Below are 25,137 nucleotides of genomic sequence, written 5' to 3' on the forward strand. Positions count from 1 at the left end.
CATTTTAAGAAGTCTTGACCCATTTTCCAAGGCTTTCTTGTACCGCACACACCATTCCCCGCCGATCAGAGACAGACCCAGCCAAATTGCCACACCAAGTCCAACAGCTAACTTGACACTCTTTCAGAATTCGAAATTTCACGCAGACTTTGCATCGCGCCAGCGCTGCCCGGCAGACATTATCTCAAACTTCGGCAATTCAACAGACAACTTGACAGGTGGCCATGTTTCCGGCGATCAAATGTGGTAGCGTCAGAGACGACAGTCACACGCGAGTGATGGGAGGCACCGATGCCAGCATCCGTCTACGTCAGCTTTGACGCCCCCGAGGGGGTGCCAGCGACGCCCAGACGGCTTCACGCCGCCCTGTCAGCCATTCTTGACCTCCCGCCAGGCATCAGCCCGGCGCGCGCCGCCCAGTTCCCGACGCTCGCGCACCGCCCCCCGCACGACGCGGGCGGCGTGAAGCCGTATTCGCTCGGAGAGCTATGCCACTCAGAGTCAACGTTCGGCGTGGAGGTGCGCTTCCTGGACGACCGACTAGTGGACACGCTGGATGCGTGGCTGTCGTGGGGTGGGGTGATGCGCCTCGGCGCTGGCACCGAGGATGACGCGATACTGATCGCCCGTGAGGGGCAGGTTATCGCGCAGGAGTCGTGGGAGGAGTTAGCGCAGCGCGATAAGGACACCGCGTGGGAGGTGCGCCTGGTGACACCGACGACATTCTCATCGAAGGGGAATCATGTGCCGAGCCTGTCGCCTGCGACGATTGCGACGAGCTTGCAGCAGCGCTGGTGGGCGTGGAACAGGAGGCTCGCTCCCCCGCGGATTGATCGGCATGCCATGGCGAGCGTGTTAGCGACGCAGGATTTCACGCGCTCCTCCATGGTGTCGCTGGCGATGCCGCGCAACGCGGGGCAGGGCCGCTTGAGCTCGCGTCGGATCCCGGCCCACGAGGGCCACCTGCGCATCAGCGGCGTCGAGGGCGCCGAAGCGACCCAGGTCTTCTCACGCCTCATGGCGCTGTCCGCATACACGAACGTCGGCTCACACACGAGCTTCGGCATGGGCGTCATAGACGCTGTGGCCGCATGAACAACACAGGATTTTCCACCATGAATCAAAAAAGCACACAACACTTCTTCAAGCGCTATGCCACCCAGATCTGGATCTGCATTGGCCTTGCCTGCGCCGCAGCTCTCTTGCTTATCGGCGGACTATTAATCAACAATGAATGTGAAGATATAGCAAACCAATTTCTATTCCCCCTCTCTTGCTCACTCTTCGCACTAATCCCAACATATTTTGCTATCGACTCAGTCGGAAAGAACTGGATAAAACTCAAAGAGCGAGTCGATCATGGGCTCAGAAGCAAGAAGATCCTACTAGCAGGCGATAAAAAAGAATGCGACAACGTCGAGGCACAGCTACGCTATTCACAACTATTAAATGAGGATAACATCACAAACCAATCCGACGCCATAACATCAGACACACAGGATTACAATTGCATTTACGAACAATTCACAAAATACGATCTGATCATTCTATGCTTTAGCAACAAGCTCTTGAAATCAAAGTTACTGCCCGACGGCAGAAAAAAGTATATCCTCAACGAGAAACAAACTGATCTACTACGACATACACTTGAATCAATAGGAAACAGTGGCACCACAAAAGAAGCACTTGAGTCACAGCAGGATATTACCGGACTAATCACCCTATGCCCTCCTGGATCACTAGACACAGAAGATCAAAAAGAACCGTTCCGACGTCCCTTCACGGTCGTTGTCAATCAAATTGGGCGGATGATGACAGACATCTTTTCGCTATTGACAACGCTTCCCCGGCGCAGTGGAGAGTAGGCAGGAACCCGTCATGACAAGTTACCTCGTCATGCTGCAGACGAACAGCAATCAGTCGTTCATCTTTTCGTCTCCTCGCCTGCGCGAGCAGATCGGCGCGTCCTTCGAGATCACTCTGCTGTCCCATTGGGTTAAGAAAGAAGCGAAAGAGATCCTCGACACAGATGATCTTCCACCCTTTTTCTGGGTTTCCAACTCGTCCGGCAAGGTGATCATCCGCTTCAGAGACACTGATGGCGATCCAAAGGAATTAGCGAAGCGACTGATCCGAGAGGTCACGCTCCGTGCGCTGACTGACGCCCCGGGCCTCGACGTCACGGGAGTCTTCATCGAGGCGACATCCAACACGGTAGATGCGGACGACCTGAAGGAGCTTGATCATGTCTTTTTGGAGTACTCGCTGAACCGCCGCCCGGCGGCGGCACGCTTCCCGCAGTTCCCGTTCCTGGAACGAGGATCAGAGTCTGCTCTTCCCGCATCACCAAAACTCTCCGAAGACGATTGCAGGGAGATGCGCCACTACGCAAGGGAAACACTCAAAGTTCCCCTTCTCACCGACGACGACACCAATTTTTCGCCACCTACGCAGACAGACCAAGACGCGCAGGACACCTTGTCCCTCCCCTCGCGTATCAAGCGCGCGTGGTCACGGTCAGCTCGACGCCTTCAGCTCCAGGAGGTTGCGTCACGTTGGTCGCCAGATAATCCTGACAAATGGCCGAAAACAATAGAGAGGCTTAACGAAGACCCGTTCCAGCTTGAAGGAGCATTCCAAGACCTACCTCAAGCAGCTAACTCTCAGGGCACGCTCGCTAGCCTTTCCTCTGTCGGGGTCATCCACATCGACGGCAACGGAGTGGGCGCGATTATGCGTGACCTCGGCGAGGCATTCAACACGGTTGAGGGAAACCTCAGCAATCTCAAGCCCGCGGCATACTGGAGGGAAGAAAACCCCTGTACGCCCGACGAAAACAATATCTTCCAATGGTTCATCATGGAGGTGAACTACCGTCTTGACGGTATCGTCAAAGAGGCGGTTGCGCGCTCGTGGGCCGACGTTGAATACCTCGCCAACGATGACGATATTGATCTCGTTCCCGTGGTTCCCGTGCTGGTCGGCGGCGACGACGTCACGGTCTACACGGACGGACGCTACGCGATCCCCTTTGCCGAAGCCTACATCCGCCACTATGAGAAGCTAACGAAGGACGACGATCTTTTGTCAGTTCTCGCCATTGTTGCTGGAGGAAAGAAGCCCGACGCACCAGAACGGGACCACTTCGAAATCGGTGACTACATCATTCAAAGCCCCGGACCCCTGACGGCCTCGGCGGGCGTGGCCATCGTGGGCCGCAACTTCCCGTTCCACATCGCCTACGACCTGGCGGAAGAGCTGGTGTCGCGAGGAAAGACGCTTGGCAAGAAGCCGGGGACGGTCCCCTGCTCGACGATCGACTTCCACGTCCTGCGCGACGCGACGGTCCTCAACCCGGAGGACACGCTAAACGAGCACAAGGGCCGCACGCAGCGTCCCTTCCTGATCGGTCACTACGCGCCGCAGCGCATCGGGGACGCAACCACGACCTCGGCCGAGGAAACAACCATCGCAGCTCCGCAACCATTATCCTCCTGGGCGCGCATCCTTCAGGCGGTCGCCGCCTTCGACGGCAAGAAACCGGACTACCCCACGCAGACCACCGGCGACCCGTTCCCGCGTGCCCGCGCGAACCGTATCGTCAAACTCCTCGCGGAAGGCAAGGAAGATCAGGCCGCAACAGAGTGGGGCGACGCGCTACAGAATGCCCCCAGTGCTGGACTCCTTGCCAGACAGTTGAAGCTTCTCTCGCCTCACTCATCGAGCTCCGATGAGGCTGGCGAATCCCTCGAGCAGATCAAGTGGCTCCTGGACCTCATCGACCTGTCCGGGAATTTGCCCGACGGCTACCTCACTTCGCGGATTGGCAGGAACGCCGACGGCGATGGCTCACCGGAAGCAGCAGACGGTTCCACCAAAGGAGGTGCCAAGTGACCACCAATTCACCTACCGCGAGCGGCCACGTGACCATCGTGTTCACGTCCGACTGGGGCGTGTCGACAGGCGTTGGCCAGGCGGGGCGCACGCACTCAACAATCGAGCGCAGCAACGGTAAGCCGGTCGTGCGCGGCACGGTCATCACGGGTGTACTGCGCGAGCAGGCAATGCTGGCGGCGAAGGCCCTCGACGGGCAGAAGGAGGGGAAGTGGACCAGCTTTGCCCTGTGGCTCTTCGGCCAGGACCCCAACAGCGAGCCAGGCTCAACTTCCCACCCACGTCACGTTCTCTTCTCGGACGCAACCCCGGCCTCGAAAATCCCAATCCACGACACGGTGTCCCTCTCCATCGACCCGACCACGGGGACGGCGCGCAACCAGTTCCTACGCTTCACGGAGCGCGCGGCAGCCGGCGTCCTCACGGGCACGTTCACCCTCATCGACGAGGCCGGAGCTGAGATCTCCGATAAAACGACGATCAAGGCCGCGCACTTCCTCCTGGGGGTTGCGGGCCTCATGGTCCGAGGCATCGGCTCAGGCCGCAGCGGAGGCGACGGCGAGTGCACGGTCGTGGTCAGCGATAAGGACTACGTGAAGATCGACCAGCAGGAGGAGAACGCCAGCGAAGCGCTTGCACGGATCCTCGAGAACCACAGTAACGACCCCGATAGCATCACATATTCGTCGAAAGATGTAGCGACCGTCGCAGATCAACTGCGGTGCCGCGCTCAGAAGAGCTTGAAGCAGATCCCAGACGCGCCGAATCTTCCGGAGAACAGCCCCCAAGACATCGCAATGCCCTGCCTTCAGCAGTCGGAGTCCGGTGACACGACCTGGTACGAAACGGCCCTCGACATCGTTCTTGATACTCCGGTTGTCTCCTACGAGGTCCCTTTCTCGAACGAGGTCCGTTCGTTGGACTTCCTGCGCGGAACCGTGTTGGTCCCGTGGCTGCACAACCTCCTGCGCAAGAAGTATCAGGGGGGCAGTGACCTCGTGAAATCCGCTATTATCAGCGGTGACCTACGTATCAGCGATGCACTTCCGGTTTACGAGAAAACTCCTGGTTTGCCCGTTCCTTTTGTTCTGGAGAATGAGAAGGTTCCCGAGGACAAACCCAAGGACAAACAAGACGATGAAGAACCCCGCACGCTCTTCAACAGGCATATTCCCATTGACGATCAGGAGTGCGGCGAGAACACGATCCCGACACGTGGCTGCTATGTATTCGTTGACTCGAGCGGTGCTTCCGTCACGGGCTGGATCGGGAAGCCCTCGCTGATCGGTCGACAGTCGACGGCGATCAATTCGGAGACGGGTGCAGCGAAAGACGGCCAGTTGTTCCTCGTGCGCGCCCTGCCCGCCGGGTTGAAACTGCGAGCTTCGGTTGTTGTGTCGAAACGACTACTGAGTGAGCTTCGCGGCACCGATGCTTCATCCGAAGACTCACCTCTGACGCTCGACCTCGGTATTGCTGAGCAGTCAGCCTTCCTCGGATCCCGCAAGCTCACAGGCACATTCGGGCGTGCCCGCTGCACTGTGGGCAGTACCTTCACCAAAGTGGGAAGTACCCCGCCCCCGGTAGAGGGGCCTGTCACCGATGAGGGAACCCAGGCCTCGTCCTCTGAATCCACCAACGAAGTATCGCTGTGGTTCACGTCCGACGTGCTCGCACGGTCGAGCGCTCTGGGGCTAGGCGGGAGCGTTGAGGATCTGGAGCTTGCCTTCAGGCGAGCCAACGTTCCGGTCACGGTCGTTCAGGAGAGCACTGACGAAAAGCCTCGTTTGCTCTCCAATCAGGACTCGAACGACAAGAATCGCAAACGGATTCTGACTGCGATCCGACACCGGCGCGTGGACTCGTGGTCGCCGAGGGATAACGCGCCTCGCGCCACGCGGCTGGCGATCCAAGCGGGTTCAGTAGTCCGAGTGCGTATCTCCCCGGACGATCTGGGGTCGCTCAAGGCACTCGGGCATATCGGCGTCGGTGAGCTGACGCCCCAGGGATACGGTCGCTTCGTCGTGGACTCCCCCGTGCTGGCGGAAGCGACACTGCCCTTGTTCAAGACCAAGAGTAAGAGCTTTACAGCATCAACGGAGGCTGCCTCATGACCATTTTCCGCTACGACATGTCGATCCCCGTGCGCGTTGTCTCTGCGCTGCACTCCGGCGGCGTCGATGAGGTACCTGAACGCCCCATAACCGACGAGGACGGCCGGACTGTGCAGCCGAACGCTTTCGTGCGCAATGGGCTGGGCGAGGCAATCCTGCCGGGTCGCTCCATCAAGGGAGCCATTCGTGCCGCGTTTGAAGAACACATGAATGAGCTTCGCTTCAGCATGGAAGAGCTCAAGAGCCTGTGGGGCGGTGAGATGCGTCGGGAGGTCGGTACTCGCAAAGAGCAACGTGGCATCGGAACCGACAAATCCCTCCCACTGCGGGCAAGCGCCCTCACCTTCCACCACGCCGTGGTATGGGACCGCGCTAGTGGTGACCTCCCCCACCGCATGAGCACGGCCATTGACCGCGCCACCGGCGGGGCCGCAGACGGTGCACTTTTCGCGTACGAGTACCTGCCCGTGGACACGACTTTCGATATCCGTGTCAGTGCCGAAGCCCAGGACAAGTCCCCAGGCTCCACAAAAGACAAGGATGGACAGTCCACAACACCGAGCAAGGAAACAAAGGGGACCCCGCCTGCGCCTCCTGCTCTCGTTGAGAGAGCCCTGCAAGCGGTCGTGACTCTCCTCCACGGCAAGTGCATCAGCCTCGGAGGCAGGACAGGGGCCGGTTGGGGTCGCATCGAACCGCTCAACGAGAATGCTAGGTATGACTGCAAGCTGGTAGTCGTCCCCGGTTCACAGAGCGAAAAGGGGGATCCAGCTAGCTCTCTTGCTCAAATACTCGACCAGCACTCGCCTGTATACATCGAGCCTCACCAGAACCTGGACCGTCAATCTGCATCAACCAACATCAAGATTGAGTGGCAGGCTCCGGCGGGATTATTCGTCGGAATGAACAAACCCGACGGCATCAAATCCTCGGAAGAAGACACGGTACCCGCAGCGCCACTGCGCAACTGGCACCTCGATGACAAGCATCGCGCCGATCACGGGGATGCTACTTATCCGAAAGTCGCACATGAGGACAAGGCCTCGCTGCTACTTCCGGGCACGTCGATCCGCGGGGCGTTGCGGTCCCACTGTTCTCGCATTGCTCGCAGCATCGTCAGTGACAGCGAAGGTTGTGACAAACTCGGGATGCCGGAGGATGTGCACAAGCAGCTCGCCGCGGATCCGATCCTCGTGCGTTACTTGTTCGGGACAACCGAGTACCGGGGAACGGTCCGCGTCCACGACTGCGAGGGGCATATCCCAACACAAGGGGAAAAGGATAAGCCTTTGAAGCTCACACGCAACGCGATCGACCGAGTCACAGGAAGCGCTGCCCACGGAGCGTTGTATTCGGAGCTGCTGTATCCGCATGCCACATGGGATTCGATTCAGATCGACGTTGACCACGCCCAACTCTGCCGAAATATTCGCCAGGACCCTGGTGGTTTCGCGCTTCCAGCCCCCTCGTCATCAGACAAGGATTACGAGCTTCCAGGCTTCAAGATCCGCATGCGAGCAGCTATCCTTCTCCTGACCATGGCCGTCACCGACCTCTGCGAGGGAATCCTGCCTCTTGGAGGAGGGACAGGCGGGGGTCTCGGCTTCATCGATGTCTCCCGAGTATCTTTCATCGGATTGCCAGACGCTACGTCACCAGTTGAGATTCCCTTCGAGGGGCCCGATCACCCCGAAGATTCTCACGAGGTGCACGAGGCTCGTACGGACTTTGCGCGAAATATTCTGACGAGCGTAATCTCAGCCTTCGGTGAGAAGTGCCCGGAGGTGACATCGGCAGAGCACACTGCAATCAATCTGATTCGAAAGTGGGTGGGCTCAGAATCCGATGGCGATCAAGAGAGCTCTGCAGCTCAACGTATTCGACCGACGCAGGTGCGGATCAGCTGGAACTCACCAACCGGTGTGTTCGTACACGACCCTCAGTCAGATGACGGAAATACCCAACATCCCCTGAGGGTTAAGACTGCTGGCAAAAGCACGGCGGACAGTACAGCTCCCCTGTTGATCCCCGGTACCTCAATTCGCGGTGCGCTGCGCTCCAGGTGTTCGCGGATCGCTCGAACGGTACTGTATGCCGATAATCCCCCATCACAGGTCGAGAGCTTCACTCAGGCGGATAGCGAAGAGAACCAAGTACCCATCGATATTCACGAGCAACTGGCCAAAGAACCACGGCTCGTGCGTTACATGTTCGGTACCACCGAATATCGTGGGGCAGTTCGAGTCCGAGACTGTACGACAAAGGACACTGGACCATCCGTCACGGTCACTCATAATGCAATCGACCGGTGGACAGGCGGAGTCGTCGAGGGGCTCCTGTTCAACGAGGTGACCTATCCGCACGCGACGTGGAATGACATCGTGATCGAGGTTGACACCGCACGTCTTCTTCAGAACGTGAAGACCGACTCGGGTATCGGGGGCTTATCACTCAACGAGTGTTTACCCTTCGCCCGAGCGTCCTGGTGTCTCCTGTGTATCGCCCTAGCGGAACTCAGCGCGGGCACGCTTCCGCTCGGAGGCAGGACAACTCGAGGCCACGGCCAAGTTGAGGTAACGAGCCTCAGCGTGTCTGGCGCTGATGGTCACGTCGTAAATACCCCGAAAGAAGCGTTTTTGTGGAAACGCAACGATAGCAGTGAAGCCGATGCCCGCGGAGGCGCAACAGCACTTCTGGCGTATCTGAGAAACAAGACAGAGGAACAACCCTCGTATGAGGGTTGGGCTGATCGTTTACAAAAGCTCGAAGATCCCTCGAATGAGGCCTCAGATTCTAACGAGAGCGACAAGCAATGAATGAGACGAATATCGATAACTGCGCAACCGTAGCAAACCGAGTCCCTTGCCTCCTAAAGACCACCAATCACATCATCGATAGTGCTAGTGCGCTTGCTGCGCACATCGACACAAAGTTCAACGAGCAGAAATTCGTCGGCATTGGGTGGGCAACCAACGGCGCGCGTCAAATACCGGATGTGAAGTCCGCACGCTTCGATGACGAACGCACTTATGAGATACGTATCTGGCAGGTCATTGGCGATGACAACGCAGACTCAACGCTTGCTCACGAATTCCGGTGGGTGAACGGCGTGGGTGCCGTTGAGCTGACGCTCACCGCCAACACAACCAAGGCATCGTCCGAAGGATCGGAGTCAGGGAAGCCATATGTCAGCGGATGGGCCAACAAGGTGAGCTATCTGCAGCATGAGTCTGCTGCGAGCGATAACGCGGATTCTGCCTCGGAAGCAACCACCGGTCAGGAAGAAGACCAGGCACACGCCGCTACAAAGCCGATGACGGCAGTCGAGTTCATTCGAGAAGAAGATAAGTACGGAAACACGGTCGTAGTCGACCAGCTATTCACAGGAGAGTGGAAATAGCCATGACTGATACTAGATTCAAATTTCATTCATCCGTCAACTCAATTCCCGTCATTAGACCTTCGGCAGCAACTAGCAAAAACGCCAGCAGCCCAAGAAATAATGGCAGCAACGAACTGAGTAACTTCCTGGTAGATAAAACACCAGTGACATTGGATCATCTTGCCGCCGACACATTCTCCGGAGAAATGCACCTCACGATCAAAACGATGACAGCGCTCATTTTTGGAGAACAAGACAGATCCGAGGGTCAACCGAGAGAAATCGAATTACAGATCGACCCCACAACAGGAAAACCTATAATACCGGCAACAATGATAAAAGGGATGATTGCAAATGCTTACGAACGAATGACGGCATCCCGCTTTAGGATATTTGGGGACCATAGCGACACACTAACTTATCGCGCAGACCCGGCCGCCGCAAACAATCTGATCCCAATTCGTTTAGATAGCGAATACGAAAGCGGAACACATCGAGGTACCCTACTATATGGACCCAACAACGCACGATTCGCCAAAGTATACACATTTGATGGTAGTAGAAAGCTGAATACCAACCTTGAAATTAAGCATAATAGTGAGGTCTGGTTTCAGGCGGCGCCAGTCGACTCAACCTATGTAGTTACTGCAATTTGGGACGACGAACGTAGCACCTACAAGCCCCTTGAACTCCCAGAGAACATAGCAGCTAAAATTAACCTAGACAATGATACAGACCCCCGAACCGATGAAGAGTCAAATACTCGCCAGAACATGGAAAGCGGATACAAAGGTTGGTTCTATGCAACAACTCCAGATGACTTACTTAAAACCAACGAAAGAATATTCAGCACAAAGAACTCTGAACGCATATTCTTTGACGAGAGCTCATCACGACGGAGCATCGACATCCGACCAGAAATCGCCGCAACATATGATCGCGTGATACTCTCCTATGCCTACAACAGTGAAGATGGAGAGACGCGCCCCAAGAATGCAAGCCGCTTCGTGCACGAGCGCAATAATAGCGGCCTGACCGAAGAGATCAACCACAACGGACTCCTAGCCTATGCACGTCTGGATGGCAGCGATTCCATCATCGAGATACTCCCCACGGAGGTTGGTCGTCGCAATTATCCGCGCGCACCCCGAGATCTCGCTAAGGCACAGCAGATACTCCCAGCTTCTAAAGCGGACGAAGCATCACCAGCAGATCACCTCTTCGGATTTACAGCAGAACAGATTCCAGACACCACTTCCAACACTGCTGCACTCAAAGGGCGCATTACGATCTCATCCGTTTCAACCGACAGCGTTCAATTCCAAAGCAGGAAACGACCGGTGTTGCACCCGCTTTTAGCCCCTAAAGCGTCATCAGCGAGGCGCTTTCTTACAGACGCGAATGGAAAATTGATTAGTGGCAGGGATCGCCCATACTATTACTCAATGGGAGACATGCTTGGCGCCGCCGCTTACCCATTTCGCTCTCAAGATCTTGAGAGTCGTGACGGGTTCTTAAAGCGCGCAACTTATGAGCATTACAAGGATTCTATGAGCGGCAACAATATTGATACGTCAAATATACGAGTTCAAACTCGCATCAACGCATGGATTCCCTCTAAACAGACATTCGATTGCACGCTTAGATTCGAAGGACTCTCAACTTCGGAACTTCGCGTTCTCATACTAATCGTAAATTCCGAGCAACTCGGTGCATGGGCAAGCAGTTCACACAGCAGACAAACGGCTTACCTGCGCATGGGAACAGGAAAAGCACTTGGCCTTGGCGTCGTTAAAGTCGATTGTAGCCAATATTCGATATATAGAACCTCCAGACAGGATACGGACCACTGGGGTCTCGTTAATGACTATAAGCACCTTGATGGATGCTTTGGAGCTCCGAGCGAGTTACTCGCCGACGCTGATTCAGGTTGGAACTATCACACGTTCATTGAGCAGGCACAAGAGTTTTACGAACTGCTTACTAAGACAGTTTCAGCAAAAGCATTCATGCGCTCTTGCATCGGCTATTCGGACGAGCATCCCGTTCGTTACATGCATCTTAATGAAAATAAATGGAATAACGAAACGGATAGTAAGACCGGCCATTCAAAGAAAGGACACGCTGTAGCACCCACATCTTTGGCTGCGGATAACTGGGAGATACCTATGTCAGTAGGGAGAAAACCGTAACGCACGCTTAAGTGAATGCACCTGTACGGGCTACACGATCCGTGTAGCCCCCGCGGCGCCAGCCCCTCACCACACTCCCCGACACAACCCCACATCGTCCAGCGCTATGGCCGCGCCGAGTATGTCGGCGCGGTCGGCGCAGGATGAGCAGATGGGGTAGATGTGGATGACGTCTTCGGCGTCGGAGATGAGAGCGGCCAGCAACAAACGCACGCGCGCCAGCGTTGCGGTGTCGAGGCGAAGCTGGAATACGGATTCTTGGATGCGGTAGCCCCAGGATTCCAGTGTTTTGGCGACGCGCATCCGCCGTTTGTTATCGGCGATGTCGTAGGCGATGATGTAGATCATCGCCAGGCGATCCCGTTCCACGGGTAGTCGGGCTCGGCGATGGCGCGCGCCAGCATCTGCGCGGAGTGGGCGATGTGTCTGCGCCACGACCCCGAATATCCGGAGAGGGCGCCGGTGACGGATCGCTGGCAGGCGGCCTCGTACGCGTCGACGAGGATCTTCTTGCCGTCGCCGCCCAGCCACACTCCCCCGGCTTCGGCCTCGACGACGCCGTGTTCGGGCCGGAGTTTGCGTGCGCGCAGGAGCGCCATGACGGTCTGGTCGACCAGGAGTGGGCGGAACTGTTCCATGAGGTCCAGCGCCAGGCTGGGCCGCTTGTCGCTGGGCGCGGCGCGATGCCGAGGAACGGTTCGAGCCCGGCGGCGTGGAGCGCGCCGACGCACTCGGACAGGAGGATCGCGTACCCGTAGGACAGGGCGGCGTTGGGCAGGTCGCGGGGTGGTCGTCGGCTGCGCCCGTCGAAGGTGACGTCGGCGGGCACACACCCGGAGAGCGCGTCGAAGTAGGCGTTGGAGCACGCGCCTTCGATACCCATGACTTCGTCGAGTGTGCGCGCGCCCGCGAGGGAGCGACGCCACGCGTGCATGCGCGGTCGTGTCGGCGACGTGCACGGCTTCGTCGCGTCGGGCGATGCGGGTGAGGACGTGGATTTGGCCACGGATTTTCGCGCCGATGAGACTGGCGGCCAGGCGGACGCGCCGCTCACGGTCGCCGACGAGGGCCACTTGCGCGAGGATCCGACTGGCGTGCGCTCCCCTGTTGGCGCCGATGAGGGCGCCTTGGTAGGAGCCTCGCCGCGACAGGCACACGACATCGACGCCACTGCGCATCGCCCACGAGCGCGCGCCGGCGGACAGGCCGACGTTTCCGGATAAGACGATGCGCGTCACGCTGTTTTTGGGGACGGAGGTGGCAGGCAGTGAGCCGGGCGCGTCGACGAGGACGCGGCCCGCTTTGACGTGCACGCGTGCGCCGTCGCGGCCGACGTAGAGGATGCGGTCGGCTTGGCCCGTGGGTTCGTCGCCGGGCCTGGCGGTCCATAGGTCAATGCCGACGCTCGCGAGGGCTCTTTCCTCGTCGATGTACTGGGTCGTCACGTCGGTGACGCGCGCGCCCGTGTTGATGGCCGCGGCGGCGACGGTGTCGATGGCCTCCGCCAAGCGCTGCTCGCTTGGCGCCGCGAGCATGAGGGTGGTTCCGACGCGCGAGTAGCGCACGCCTCGACCGGTCGCGTACCTGTCAAGTTCGAGCAGCGCCGCGTCAGCGAGTGTGCGCTCGATCGAGGTGGGGTCCGAGGCCCGGGCGAGTTCGTCGATAATGGGGGCGTCGGTGTCGGGCAGGCCCAGTGCCGCGAGTCCCGCACAGGACACGAGGCCCGGGTCGGCGACTCAGATGGTGGCTCGCACGAGGTGGTCATTGTCGTGGTCATAGTCGTCTATGACTCCCCTGCTGAATGCGTCGTGTCCTGCGCGCGTGTCGTCGTAGGTGCCGTGGGGGCGTTCCGCGGCGAGGCGGCGTCCGAGGGTTTCGCGCACCGATTCGGCCAGGAGCGCCCGAGCGATAGCGTCCGCCGTTGCGATCGTGTTCGCGTCAAGTGCGGCGATGCATGGCGGATGTCGTCATTGTCTGTCCTTCCATTCAACAACCTTGCGGTTACTCTACAAGTGTGAAGCGTTATGGAGGAGCACACGCCGACGATGGCGGCGATTTCCGGGACAGCGTCGGCCCCACAGGCGTTCCGCGGCGATGCGAGCAGTCGCAACGAAACGTCTGGTAATCTGGCCTCGTGCTTGCTGGTCGGAGGGGTGCTTTTTCGGCCACTGGCTATCCGGTACGACGTTTTCCCTGGTCACAGGGGTGCGACACGCAGGGCAGTCAGAAAGCACCGAGCGCCAAAAGGTGCATTAAGACTCAATGATGACTGAGCTGTAGAACTTGTCCATGCAAGTCAGAAAGCACCGAACGCCAAAAGGTGCATTAAGACTTCCTCATTGCACACTTGAAGACGTAAAACGTCTTCTTGTAAGAAAGCATCGAGCGCCAAACGGTGCATTAAGACATTTTCGATCCTCTGAGGAAGGTGCCTCTGACACTCCGTCAGAAAGCACCGAGCGCCAAAAGGTGCATTAAGACAGCGTTAAGGGGGAATTTTCCACAAGACGAGATTCCGTCAGAAAGCACCAATCACCAAAAGGTGCATTAAGACGTGAAGTTCTGCGCACCATGTGGCTCAAACGGATCGGTCAGAAAGCACCGAGCGCCAAAAGGTGCATTGAGACCGGATCGCGACGAGGTTGTTCTCGTACAGGGAGACGAGTCAGAAAGCACCGAGCGCCCAAGAATTTCGCATGCAATTCCCTTAGTTCAAACTTCAATGAACGGCGAAAACCGCGACATCTCAACGATGCAGCTTCAACTCTTGAAGGAGTGGAAGCCGAATTGCATGCGATATTTTCTAACAACCCTCCAAGATGAGCGCCATAAGGTGCATTAAGATAGACGCAAGAGACGCGATGGCCGCAGCTGTGTCGTCGGTCAGAAAGCACCGAGCGTCAAAAGGTGCATTAAGACATGCGGAGTGGAGATCCCCCTTCTGCAGGTATTCACCTGTCAGAAAGCACCGAGCGTCAAAAGGTGCATTAAGACGGCTTCTTCTGTCGTTCCGTGGGGACCTTGTCCTCTTTGGGTCAGATAGCACCAAGCGCCAAAAGGTGCATTAAGACTTGTCCTCTGAGACGCCGCCGCCGTACGCCTTGACGGTCAGAAAGCACCGAGCGCCAAACGGTGCATTAAGAACGACACCCGGGATTGTTTGCGACTGCTGAGGTGATGTCAGAAAGCACCGAGCGCCAAGAGGTGCATTAAGACTTATCGCACAGGGCGTACAGATGATACCCATGTGGCAGTCAGAAAGCACCGAGCGCCAAAAGGTGCATTAAGAATCTTTGAGAATGCGTCCCTTCTTGGTGATTTCGATTCCTGTCAGAAAGCACCAAGTGCCAAAAGGTGCATTAAGACTCGCAGAGTGCGTACAGGTGATGCTTGGGCGGTAGCTGGTCAAAAAGCACCGAGCGCCAAAAGGTGCATTAAGACCTCCTTGGTGCAAGACAGAGCAGCAATGTAGGCGTGGTCAGAAAGCACCGAGCGCCAAAAGGTGCATTAAGACCCGTCGTAGAGTTTCTCGCGGGCCTCCTGAGCCTTATCGGTCAGAAAGCACCGAGCGCCAAAAGGTGCATTACGACACCGCGTCTACTTCCAGGTAGACGAACAGGGCATCCTTGTCAGAAAGCACCAAGCAGCAAAAGGCGCATTAAGACGGGCAACCGCCGCCTACCGGACAGCTCTCCTGAGCGTGTCAGAAAGCACCGAGCGCCAAAAGGTGCATTAAGACCCTCACGGATCTGATCCTCAGACTCCGCCACATCCATGTCAGAAAGCACCGAGCGCCATAAGGTGCATTAAGACGGAGCTAGGGAGCTCTCCATGTGTACACGCCACCAGGGTCAGAAAGCACCGAGCGCCAAAAGGTGCATTAAGACCAGTGCGAGTACATCGCCACGCCCGTGACGAGATCAGTCAGAAAGCACCGAGCGCCAAAAGGTGCATTAAGACGACCCCGCCATGAACGCGAGGTCAGCGTTGGTCTTGCTCAGTCAGAAAGCACCGAGCACCAAAAGGTGTATTAAGACGCGGCTGACATCGTGAGTCCGAACCCCATGTCATCGAAGTGTCAGAAAGCGCCGAGCGCCAAAAGGTGCATTAAGACTCCTGACTGAATCGCATGGTCACCTGCGCCTTGTGGGGTGCGAAAGCACCGAGCACCAAAAGGTGCATTAAGACACTCGGGTTTCCGAGTTCCCGAAGTCGATGACCAGGTCCGAAGGTACCGGGCGCCAAACGGTGCATTAAGACTTTGCTGCAGACAGGATCGCGAAAAGTGAGCATTGAAGTCAGAAAGCAAAGAGCGCCAAAAGGTGCATTATGACGTGGTAGGTTTTTGGTCTGTGGGTGTCGCTTCTGTGTCAGAAAGCACCGAGCGCCAAAAGGTGCATTAAGACTTGAACACGAAGTGATTCAACGTGTCTGCACGTGTAATGTCAGAAAGCACCGAGCGCCAAAAGGTGCATTAAGACATAGCGCGGTCTACCATATTGGGGATCGAGTCAAGAATGTCCGAAAGCACCGAGCGCCATAAGGTGCATTAAGACCCAAGACCATACAGCATCATCTGGTAGTAGTACTTCTTGTCAGAAAGCACCAAGCACCAAGCACCATAAGGTGCATTAAGACCCGATAGCGTCGATCTCGCCTGCCATGTCGAAACACGTCAGAAAGCACCGAGCGCCAAAAGGTGCATTAAGACCCCATACCGCAGCCATCCACGGGGCACCAACCAGTCAATCAGATCAGAAAGCACCGAGCGCCAAAAGGTGCATTAAGACAACGCCTGACCCGGGGAGGTCAGAGTATCCGTTACGACGGGTTAGAAAGCACCGAGCGCCATAAGGTGCATTAAGACCCGGAGTTGCGGGCGTGGGAGTGGTCGGGGCGGGTGGTCAAAAAGCACCGAGCACCAAACGGTGGGCGGTGTCATAGGGTGTAAGCAATTTTCGTGTAGCGGTGATGCTGTTTGGAGGCTGATCATGGGGTGTCGTCGGATGCTTGGTGCCTGGGATCGCGCGGCGATCATGGCGGGGGTGAATGTGGGCTTGTCCAAGACGCGTATCGCGCACATGATTGGGCGTAGCCCCTCGGTGGTGTGCCGTGAGATCGCCCGTCATACGGGCCCTGACGGGCAGTACCGGGCCGAGGAAGCCGGCAAGGCAGCCCGCGCGGCCAGGCGTCGCCCGAAGAAGCGCCTCCTGGACCTCGACGAGGTTCTTCGCGACCGTGTAATTGCTGATTTGTCCCAGGGGCACACTCCCCGCCAGATCAGCGGGCGCCTGCGAGAGGAGGCGTGTGGCACACTGCCCTCCATGGATACTTCCCCCGACGCCCAGGGCCACACGATCAGCCACGAGGCGATCTACACGTGGATCTACGCCCACCCCAAGAAGACGCTCATCGAACACGGCATTTGCTTGCCCTCGCGCCGGTGGATGCGCAAGAAACCCCCAGCAAGCGGGCGCAAACCCCCCATCGTTGGGATGCGACTGATTGACGAGCGCCCTGACATTTCTGATCGGAAAATCCCGGGCAACTGGGAAGGCGACCTGATCATCGGCCAAGACGGAGCCAGCGCGAGCATCGACCCTGGTTGAGCGCACCACCCGCTACCTGATCATCGTCGCCCTGCCCCTGGGACGCAAAGCCGACCAGGTCCTGCGCACTCACCCGCCGCATCCAGGGCCTTCCCAAAGGGGCGATGCGCACACTGACCTGGGACCAAGGCCGGGAAATGGCCCGCCACCAACGCCTCACCCACGACACCGGCGTGGACGTGTTCTTCGCTCACCCCCACAGCCCCGGGGAGAGAGGAACCAACGACAACACCAACCGGCTCATCCGCCGCTACCTGCCCAAAGGAACCCCCATCACCAGCCACCAACCCTACCTCGACGCCATCGCCCACGAACCGGGCAACTGCCCCAGAACCACCCTCAGCTACCACACCCCCACAGAAGCATTCAACCAACTCATTGCTACCACCCATTGACACCGCCGATTTACCATGCTCAGCATCCCGTTTTCTTGGAGTGAGAAAGCACCGAGCGCCAAACGGTGCATTAAGACCAAGTAGGTGTCTCCTAGAAGGAGTAGAATCAAACCGTGAGAAAGTACCGAGCGCCAAAAGGTACATTAAGACACGGTGAGGATTGCCGTCATAAGCTTGAGCTTCAACATGTCAGAAAGCACCGAGCGCCAAAAGGTGCATTAAGACACACCAAGCGCGAAGGACGCCAGAGCCACCAGAACCGCCTCAGAACGCACCGAGCACCAAAAGGTGCATTAAGACCCATTATCGTTGGTCCACCCGAACTTGATGTTTTCGGGGTCAGAAAGCACCAAGCGCCAAAAGGTGCATTAAGACCAGGAATTTGGGTACTCTCCCACAGAATCGGAATGATTGTCAGAAAGCACCGAGCACCAAGAGGTGCATTAAGACCTATAAGGAGTGTTATCATGCCGGTTACGGCGAGGATTGTCAGAAAGCACCGAGCGCCAAAAGGTGCATTAAGACCTGGAAATCGAATCCTCGAACGTCAGTACCTAGTTGGGGTCAGAAAGCGCCAAGCGCCACAAGGCGCATTAAGACTCGACGGCGAGCGCCTGGACAAGCGTGAACTTGAACGTGTCAGAAAGCACCAAGCGCTATAAGGTGCATTAAGACTAGTAATTGATGTTCCAGTCATTGGCTGTGTTGAACACAGTGAGTCAGAAAGCACCGAGCGCCAAAAGGTGCATTAAGACGCTTTCCAGCTAACACCCGAAGGCGATGTGTAAGCATGCCAGAAAGCACCAAGCTCCATAAGGTGCATTAAGACTCGTTACCCTCCGAGTGAGCAGTGTTCTCGATCTTGTCATCAGAAAGCACCAAGCGCCATAAGGTGCATTAAGACGAACCAACAATGGTACTAACCTCATAGCCGCGCTGTGTGTGTCAGAAAGCACCGAGCGCCATAAGGTGCATTAAGACGGCACCGAGACACGGAACCGGCGAGACTGGGGCCTGGGAAGTCAGAAAGTACCAAGCACCATAAGGTGCATTAAGACAGTGTGTCCGCGAACTTCTGCGTGGCGTCGGACGCAGCGTCAGAAAGCACCGAGCGCCATAAGGTGCATTAAGACTCGTAGTAGTGGGCTGGCGTGAACTCACCCATAGCGGTGTCAGAAAGCACCGAGCGCCAAAAGGTGCATTAAGACATGATCGTGCCGTCTGGGAGCGGGTTAGGGATGGTCAGAAAGCACCGAGCGCCAAGAGGCGCATTAAGACTGACGGTCTGTGAGCTCTATGAGGGACTCTTTCCTGGGTTAGAAAGCACCGAGCGCCAAACGGTGCATTAAGACCTTGAACCTCTTTTTGGCCTCCTCGTTTTGAAGAGTCGTCTGGTCAGATAGCACCGAGCGCCAAAAGGTGCATTAAGACTCGCCAGGCCTCACCCAGTAGGACGGCCCCATCACGGTCAGAAAGCACCGAGCGTCAAAAGGTGCAGTAAGACCAGGTTTAGGTCGGGGCCGGTGACGTGTCCGTCGGGAAGGGTCAGAAAGCACCGAGCATCACAGGACGCATAGCAACGGGGCCGCGCACGAGTTGTCGTGCGCGGCCCCGTTGCGTCTCAGCCGGTATCCGACAGCCGGAATCCGACACCCGGAATCCGTCAGGCTACCAACACCTACGTCAGCAGTCGGCCCGCGGCGTCGAACACGTAGCGCGTGCCGTCAATCCAGCGCACGCCCGTCACCATGGCCCCCGAGCGCGTCAGGTAGTACCAATGGTCACCGTCCTTGAGCCAGCCGGTGTGTACCCACCCCGTGGAAGGATCCAGGTAGTACCAGGTGCCTCGGATCTTTGTCCAGCCAAAGGCTTGCGCCCCGTCGGCGCCGTAGTAGGACCACTTGCCGTCCACCCGGGACCAGCCGGTCACCACGTAGCCGCGCGCATCGAAGCGATACACCTTCCCATCGATGCGCAGGCGCACGTTCTTCGGGAAGGTGCCGTCGTCGTAACGCCACCACGTGCCCCGGGCACTGGTGACCCAGCGCCCAGCCCCGGCCTCGGCCACGCCAGAGGCGTCAGAACCGGAACCCGAACCATCCCCCGACACAACCGTGAACGCGGTGGACACCGTGACGTCGTCGTCCGCGCGAGAATCGGAGTTACGCCCGAACGCCTCGACGCTCACGGACGCGCCACCAGAACCCGACCCACTGGCAACTGCTTGCGACAGGTCCACGCCGTCGGCCTGCAGGGTCACGCCGGATCCGGAGAACTCACCGCTCCCCTGCCCGGTCGCGACCTCCTTGCCGCCGACAAGCAACCGTGCCGAGGTGACGGACCCGGTCACGGTCACGCGCAGGGACACGCGCCCGGACAGGCTCTGCCCGGCCAGCGGCGCCCACGTCGAACCGTCGGCAGAGAACTCGACGTCCCCGACGACGGGCCGAGCCTGGTCCTTGAGCACCGCGTCCGAGGCGCTGAGCAGGCCCGCGCCCCGGTACTCGCGCTCGCCCTCGGGAGCGGACAGGCGATCCCAATTCGCGGGAGCGCCAGCCTGCTTGCGAGCCAGCTCGAGAATCTGAGAAGAATCCATCTCGGGGTGCACCTGGCGCAGCGTCGCGATCACGCCGGCGGCCACGGGAGCGGCCATCGACGAATTCTTCACAACACCGCCCGACGACCCAAAGTCCCAGGTCTGCGACGTGTACACGTTCTCGCCGGGGGATGCGAACGCGACCGTCTGCTTGCCCCAGTTCGTGGTGAATGAGGGCTCGAGCATGCCCGTCGCCGGGTCCTGCCCGTCCACCAGGCGCAGGCTGGACACGGGTACGACGTTGTCCATCATGCTCGGGATGGTCAGGCCGCTCCACGAGTCACGCTCGTAGGGCGCCCACGCATCGGTGGGCGACGAGGAATCCTTGATCGGCGGATTATCCAGGTCAATGCCTCCGCTTCCCGCGTCCACCACGTTGATGACGTCCTTCGACGCCGCGTAGTCGATGGCGCGGCGCATGGCTTCGCGCCCCGCAGCCTGGTTGGGTTCGTGAGGCATCCAGTACTTCCACGGGTCCGCCGCGTAAGAGGTGGTCGTCACCGAAATGCCATGATCGGCGGCCCACACGTAGCCGCACACGAGGTACTCGGGGTAATGCTGCCCGTTGATGGGCGACTCCACGTCGATGGCGGCGACGCTCAGCGTCGGGTTCACGCCGGGTACGCCGCTGGAGACGCCGCGTCCGGCGATCGCGGAGGCCATCTGGGTGCCCAGCGTCGCGCCCGCCTTGCCCCACACCTGGGGTGCGCGCAGCGGGATGCCGTTGACGTTGCAGGACACGGACTTGTCGAAGTCGACGCGATCGTACATGTCCACAATCGTGTGCTCTAAGCCGTCCGCCATGACACCGACCGTGACGGGCGCGCGCATGACGTCCACGCCCTGCGCGTCCAGCGCGCCGATGGCCTTCAAGTGCCACTGGTTATCGCCCGGCGGGTCGGGGAAGACGCCGCCGACGATCACCGGCGACTGCCCGGCCGGGGCAGGAGCATCCCCGCTCGCGACCACGGGCCCTCCGGCGGTCTCGACGGGCAGCACAGCCTCGTTACCGAGCACCGGCGCCTGGCGGGTGGGCCCCACCGAGTGGAACGAAATGCCAGCGTCGGACAGCTCCCCACCCAGGTCGCCGGCGAAGGTGGGCGAGCCCGACTGGACGAAGAACGTGCCGAAGGCCGGGTACTGCGCGAGCACGAGCGCTCCCATGGACGAGGCCTTGGCGACCGCGCGCTCGAAGGTGGCCTCATCCGCTCCCGCGGCCAGGTTCACGGCGTAGTTGGCGGGCAGCTGATGCATCGGCAGGTCCGGCGAGATGATGCCGGGGGCGACGGGCTCGCCGGGCGCGGGGTCGTCCCCGGGGCCGGGAGCCGGGTCCGGGTCGGGCACGGCGTTCGGGTCGCGCGCGACCGTGAAGGCGATCTCGCCGCTGACGTCGTCGTCGGCGTTCTTGTCGTAGTTCAGGCCTTCGGCGTACACGACGGCCCGCAGGGTCACGTACTCCTGGCCGTCAGGTATCACCTGACGCAGGTCGACCTCGTCCGCGTCCAGGACCAGGGGCTCAGCAATGTATCCCGCTTCCGAGTCGGTGGACACGGAGGTGACGCCCGGGACGTCCAGGTTCAGGTAGGACACCGGCGCGTGCGCTGTCACGCGCATCTGCACGACCTCGGCGGGCAGGACCGCGCGCGGAAGGTCCGTCCATTCGCCGTCGCCGACGCGGTATTGGACGCCACGAATCATGGGCTGGGCCTGGTCACGCAGCACAGCGCCCAGAGCATCGGGGAAGCCCCACCCGCGGTATTCCTTGCCGTCAGCCGGGGCTGTGAGCCGCCCGTAGTCCCTGGCCGCCTGCTTGCGCATGATGTCGATGATCTGCTCGCCGGGCAGCATGGGGTGCGTCGACTTCACGAGGGCCGCGACGCCCGTAACGTGTGCGGCGGCCTTGGCCGTGCCCGAGGCGGATCCGTAGATCTGGGGGACGCGCCCACTCAGGTAGGTCGAGTAGATCGACTCACCCGGCGCCGCGAAGTCGACGGATGCGCCGTAGTTCGACGTCTCCGAGCGCGTCAGCGTCGCGCGCAGCGAGTGGTCGTCCCAGTCCGCCTTGCCGACCGAGGCGACGGTGGCGACGCCGCTGACCATGGCGGGCACCATCCGGGCCCCTTCGACGGAGCGGTTCGGAATGGGAGTCGCGTCGGTGGGCGAGTCACTGTCCGTCGTCGGATGGTCGAGGTCAACGCCTCGGTCACCGGCGGCGGCGATCACCGCGAGCCCGCGCGACTGGGCGCGGTGAATGGCGCGCTCAGCGGCCTCCAGGCCAGCGGCCTGCTCGGGATCGGTCGGGTTCCAGTAGACCCACGGGTCCATCTGGAAGGAGTTGTGGATAATGTCCACCCCGTGGCTTGTGGCCCACTCGTAGGCGCACACGAGGGCCTCGGGGTACAGCTTGTCTCTGTCGTTGACGGCCTTGATCGACACGAGAGTCGCCTCCGGCGCGATACCGTCCATGCCGATGTCGTTGTGGTTGGCCGCGATGATGCCGGCGGTGTGCGTGCCGTGGGCAGGTCCGCCCTCCATCGGCCCCTCAACCGGGCTCGCGACGCCGTTGACGGCGCAGGAGACGGATCGCTCGGTATCCACCCGCCCCTCCAGGTCGGGCTGCGTGTCGTCAATGCGGGTGTCGATGACGCCCACGGTCACCGGGGCGCGCGTCACGGCGACGGCGGCGGCTTCCTTGGCGCCCATGGCCTCGGCGCCCCAGTTCGTGCCGGACGAGGCAACGGGACTGTTCGGGCCCGGAATCGTCGGGGCGGCATCCGCGTCGGCGGCATCCGCGTCAGGGGCGTCCGCGTCAGGGGCGTCCGCGGCCGCGGCGGCGTCAGGCGCGGCGGCGGCATCCGGGGGCGGAAGCGGGTTCGTGAACCGCTCGATGTCAGGCACCGCGGCGACGCGGGTCGGACCAATCGAATGGACGCTCACCCCAGCCTTCGCCAGGGCGGCAGCCAGGTCGGGCGCGAACGAGGCCGACTCACTTTGGGCAAAAAGGGTGCCCAACTGTGGGTAGTCCGTCATGAGAATCCCACCGACGGTGGGAATCAGGTCGATAGCAGTGGCCATCTCGCTCTCACCGGCGTTGGGATCGAGGTTGATGGCGTAGTTCATGAGGCCCGCGCTGGATCTGGCGGGCGCGACCAAGCCGACGTTGTCGTCGGCGCTGGTGGGCGGGGCGGTCGCCGTGGCCACGCTCATCGATAGAGCGAGGGCCGCGGCGAGGCCAATGCGTGCAATAGTGCGGCGCATAGTTCCTCGACTTTCAATTGTCACTGCGCGCGGACAACTTCGTCCACGCAGTAACCATGATCCACAGGTTTGTCAATACACACAAATCACAGAGGCAAGTCATCCATATACAAGTGTTTACGCCGACATACAAGCCAAATAATTACTTGAATAATTCTCACGCAATCACCATATGCCAAAACATAAACACCCAAACCGTGACCATATGCCATATAAGCATCTGCACCTGCTTGACACCGCCTACTGCCCTCCCATATCCCATGCCCTCCCCCGCACGACACACTGCCCGCGGAGGCGGCCCAGGCCTCGCACACGCGCGAACGAGGCCTCCCCGAAAACGCCCGGGGAGGCCTCGTCGATGATGACCGCGCAGGGAGGGCTACTCCCGCAAACGCGCCGTCCGCTTGGAGGGGTGACGGCGGTCCTCACCCTTCCACCACGGCATCCACGCGCGGTAGCCATCGCCCGGCGGAGTGGGTGAGTCGGGTTCAAAGCCGAGCTCCTCGGGTGTCTCGGGGATGCGGTCGACGAGGAAGTACTTGTCCTTGTCATCGCAGTGTTCGCGCACGATGGTGCGGAACTCGCCCAGCTCGCAGTACAGGACGCCCGTGATCGGATTCCTCTTGTACACCACGATCTTGTACAGCCAGTAGGCGAACAGCGCGACGTTGGCCGCGAGCGCGGCCACCGCGCACGCGATGTTCGCGCGCGGGTCCATGGTCGCGAAGTTGAAGATGTCCGAGGGAGGGACCAAGACCTCGGGCAGGAGGGTGTTCATAGAGATCCAGAAGACCAGGGTGAAGCAGCGGAACCAGATCCACTGCCCCTTCGCCCACGTGAACGCGGGGATCGTGCAGGCGAGCAGCAGGGCGAGCGTGCAGTACCACGTGTAGTCGGCCAGCGAATTGTACAAGAACGCGTGGTTCCACAGGTCGTAGGCGATCACCCACGGCCACACCATGTCCACCCAGATGAGGCCTCGAACGTCGCGCTTGCCGGGCGAGGTCACGATGATCTTGCCCAGGCCCGTGATCGTGATGATGTTGAGCAGTCCGGCCGCGGCGGACAGGAGGTTCCAGTAGCCGCCGATCGTTCGGAAGCCCGTCTCCGGGTCGATGCCGACGTGGCGGGCCTCCAGGTTGGCGGCGACCTCCTGGTACCACTGGGCGGAGTGCAGCTCGGCGGTGACGCCGCGCGCCTCGGGCAGGCCTGCGATCATATCGATGGTGTGCGCGTCGTTGACGCCCTTCAGGCACTGCCAGTCGGCGCCGCACGCGTAGTATGCATCCGCGTTGAAGTAGATCGTCAGGTCGCGGATGTTGGCCTCCATGATGTTGACGGCCAGGCCGATCCACAGGGCCACGCCCAGCCAGATCGCGTACTTGTGTGCCTTGACGGGGTTGCGTTTCGCGTAGACCAGGACCGTGCCCGTCATGGTGGCGGTCAGGATCATGATCGCGTACTTGCCGAACGGGAACCAGCCCACCATCGGGGTCCCATGGATCCACGCGTAGGGCATGAGGGCGATGCCGCCCACGGTCCACACGGCGAAGATCGTCCAGTTCCACCGCCGGTTAATCTCCGCGACGAGAATCTGGGCGGCGAGCACCAGCAGCCAGATGAGGTACACCTTGGGAGTCCCAAGCTCCCACAGGAAAAGCGAGTCCACAGCATTCTCCTTTGAATGTGCAACCGGG

At 59.6% G+C, this 25,137-nt stretch carries 13 protein-coding genes, 2 pseudogenes and 1 CRISPR repeat array; of the genes and pseudogenes, 9 read left to right on the forward strand and 6 right to left on the reverse strand.

All coding sequences use genetic code 11. The features are described from left to right. Window positions 1-291: 291 nt before the first annotated feature. The 7 genes from cas6 to O3669_RS02330 are packed head-to-tail and all read left to right on the forward strand — an operon-like array spanning window position 292 to window position 11,582. On the forward strand, window positions 292-1,095 hold the full coding sequence (gene cas6 / locus O3669_RS02300; protein WP_371523482.1) for a CRISPR system precrRNA processing endoribonuclease RAMP protein Cas6: 804 nt from the start codon (window positions 292-294) through the stop codon (window positions 1,093-1,095). Further along, entirely contained in the window at window positions 1,092-1,865 is a 774-nt protein-coding gene (locus tag O3669_RS02305; protein WP_371523484.1) for a hypothetical protein, read from the forward strand. The genes cas6 and O3669_RS02305 overlap by 4 nt, the downstream gene beginning before the upstream one ends. Window positions 1,866-1,878: 13 nt before the next feature. Beyond that, the gene (locus O3669_RS02310; protein WP_371523485.1) at window positions 1,879-3,894 is read left to right on the forward strand and encodes a hypothetical protein; all 2,016 of its coding nucleotides are present in this window, start codon (window positions 1,879-1,881) and stop codon (window positions 3,892-3,894) included. Then, window positions 3,891-6,008 (forward strand): RAMP superfamily CRISPR-associated protein, encoded by a 2,118-nt coding sequence (locus tag O3669_RS02315; RefSeq protein WP_371523486.1) that lies wholly within the window; start codon window positions 3,891-3,893, stop codon window positions 6,006-6,008. Before O3669_RS02310 ends, O3669_RS02315 begins: the two co-directional genes overlap by 4 nt. Next, window positions 6,005-8,824, forward strand: a complete 2,820-nt coding sequence (locus O3669_RS02320; RefSeq protein WP_371523487.1) for an RAMP superfamily CRISPR-associated protein — start codon at window positions 6,005-6,007, stop codon at window positions 8,822-8,824. The genes O3669_RS02315 and O3669_RS02320 overlap by 4 nt, the downstream gene beginning before the upstream one ends. After that, window positions 8,821-9,408 (forward strand): hypothetical protein, encoded by a 588-nt coding sequence (locus O3669_RS02325; protein ID WP_371523488.1) that lies wholly within the window; start codon window positions 8,821-8,823, stop codon window positions 9,406-9,408. The genes O3669_RS02320 and O3669_RS02325 overlap by 4 nt, the downstream gene beginning before the upstream one ends. A 2-nt stretch (window positions 9,409-9,410) precedes the next feature. Further along, complete coding sequence (locus O3669_RS02330) at window positions 9,411-11,582, forward strand: RAMP superfamily CRISPR-associated protein (protein WP_371523489.1); 2,172 nt, start codon at window positions 9,411-9,413, stop codon at window positions 11,580-11,582. A gap of 66 nt (window positions 11,583-11,648) precedes the next feature. On the opposite strand, the gene cas2 is transcribed toward O3669_RS02330, so the two are convergent. The 4 genes and pseudogenes from cas2 to O3669_RS02350 form a co-directional block, all read right to left on the reverse strand. After that, complete coding sequence (gene cas2, locus O3669_RS02335) at window positions 11,649-11,930, reverse strand: CRISPR-associated endonuclease Cas2 (protein ID WP_371523490.1); 282 nt, start codon at window positions 11,928-11,930, stop codon at window positions 11,649-11,651. Continuing rightward, window positions 11,927-12,220 (reverse strand): CRISPR-associated endonuclease Cas1, encoded by a 294-nt coding sequence (locus tag O3669_RS02340; RefSeq protein WP_371523529.1) that lies wholly within the window; start codon window positions 12,218-12,220, stop codon window positions 11,927-11,929. Before O3669_RS02340 ends, cas2 begins: the two co-directional genes overlap by 4 nt. A 101-nt stretch (window positions 12,221-12,321) precedes the next feature. Then, window positions 12,322-12,516 (reverse strand): annotated as a pseudogene (locus O3669_RS02345) (CRISPR-associated endonuclease Cas1); the annotation flags it as partial. A gap of 73 nt (window positions 12,517-12,589) precedes the next feature. Beyond that, window positions 12,590-13,117 (reverse strand): annotated as a pseudogene (locus tag O3669_RS02350) (CRISPR-associated endonuclease Cas1); the annotation flags it as partial. 1,273 nt (window positions 13,118-14,390) lie between these two features. Next, window positions 14,391-16,449: direct repeats of the CRISPR family, unit length 36 nt; unit sequence TCAGAAAGCACCGAGCGCCAAAAGGTGCATTAAGAC. Window positions 16,450-16,573: 124 nt separating this feature from the next. Here O3669_RS02350 and O3669_RS02355 point away from each other — a divergent pair. Continuing rightward, the gene (locus O3669_RS02355; RefSeq protein WP_371523491.1) at window positions 16,574-17,191 is read left to right on the forward strand and encodes a transposase; all 618 of its coding nucleotides are present in this window, start codon (window positions 16,574-16,576) and stop codon (window positions 17,189-17,191) included. A gap of 104 nt (window positions 17,192-17,295) precedes the next feature. Further along, a complete protein-coding gene (locus O3669_RS02360; protein ID WP_371523493.1) occupies window positions 17,296-17,586 on the forward strand; it encodes an IS30 family transposase in 291 nt (96 codons plus the stop codon). Between the two features lie 1,678 nt (window positions 17,587-19,264). Here O3669_RS02360 and O3669_RS02365 read toward each other — a convergent pair. Together O3669_RS02365 and O3669_RS02370 are read right to left on the reverse strand one after the other, a co-directional pair. Beyond that, window positions 19,265-23,440 (reverse strand): S8 family serine peptidase, encoded by a 4,176-nt coding sequence (locus tag O3669_RS02365; RefSeq protein ID WP_371523494.1) that lies wholly within the window; start codon window positions 23,438-23,440, stop codon window positions 19,265-19,267. A 379-nt stretch (window positions 23,441-23,819) separates the two neighbouring features. After that, window positions 23,820-25,109: a DUF5692 family protein gene (locus O3669_RS02370; protein WP_371523496.1), complete on the reverse strand. Its 1,290-nt coding sequence runs from the start codon at window positions 25,107-25,109 to the stop codon at window positions 23,820-23,822. Window positions 25,110-25,137: the final 28 nt, after the last annotated feature.

Origin of the sequence: Pauljensenia sp. 20925_1_34 (genome assembly GCF_041432775.1) — a bacterium.
Lineage (GTDB): Bacteria > Actinomycetota > Actinomycetes > Actinomycetales > Actinomycetaceae > Pauljensenia.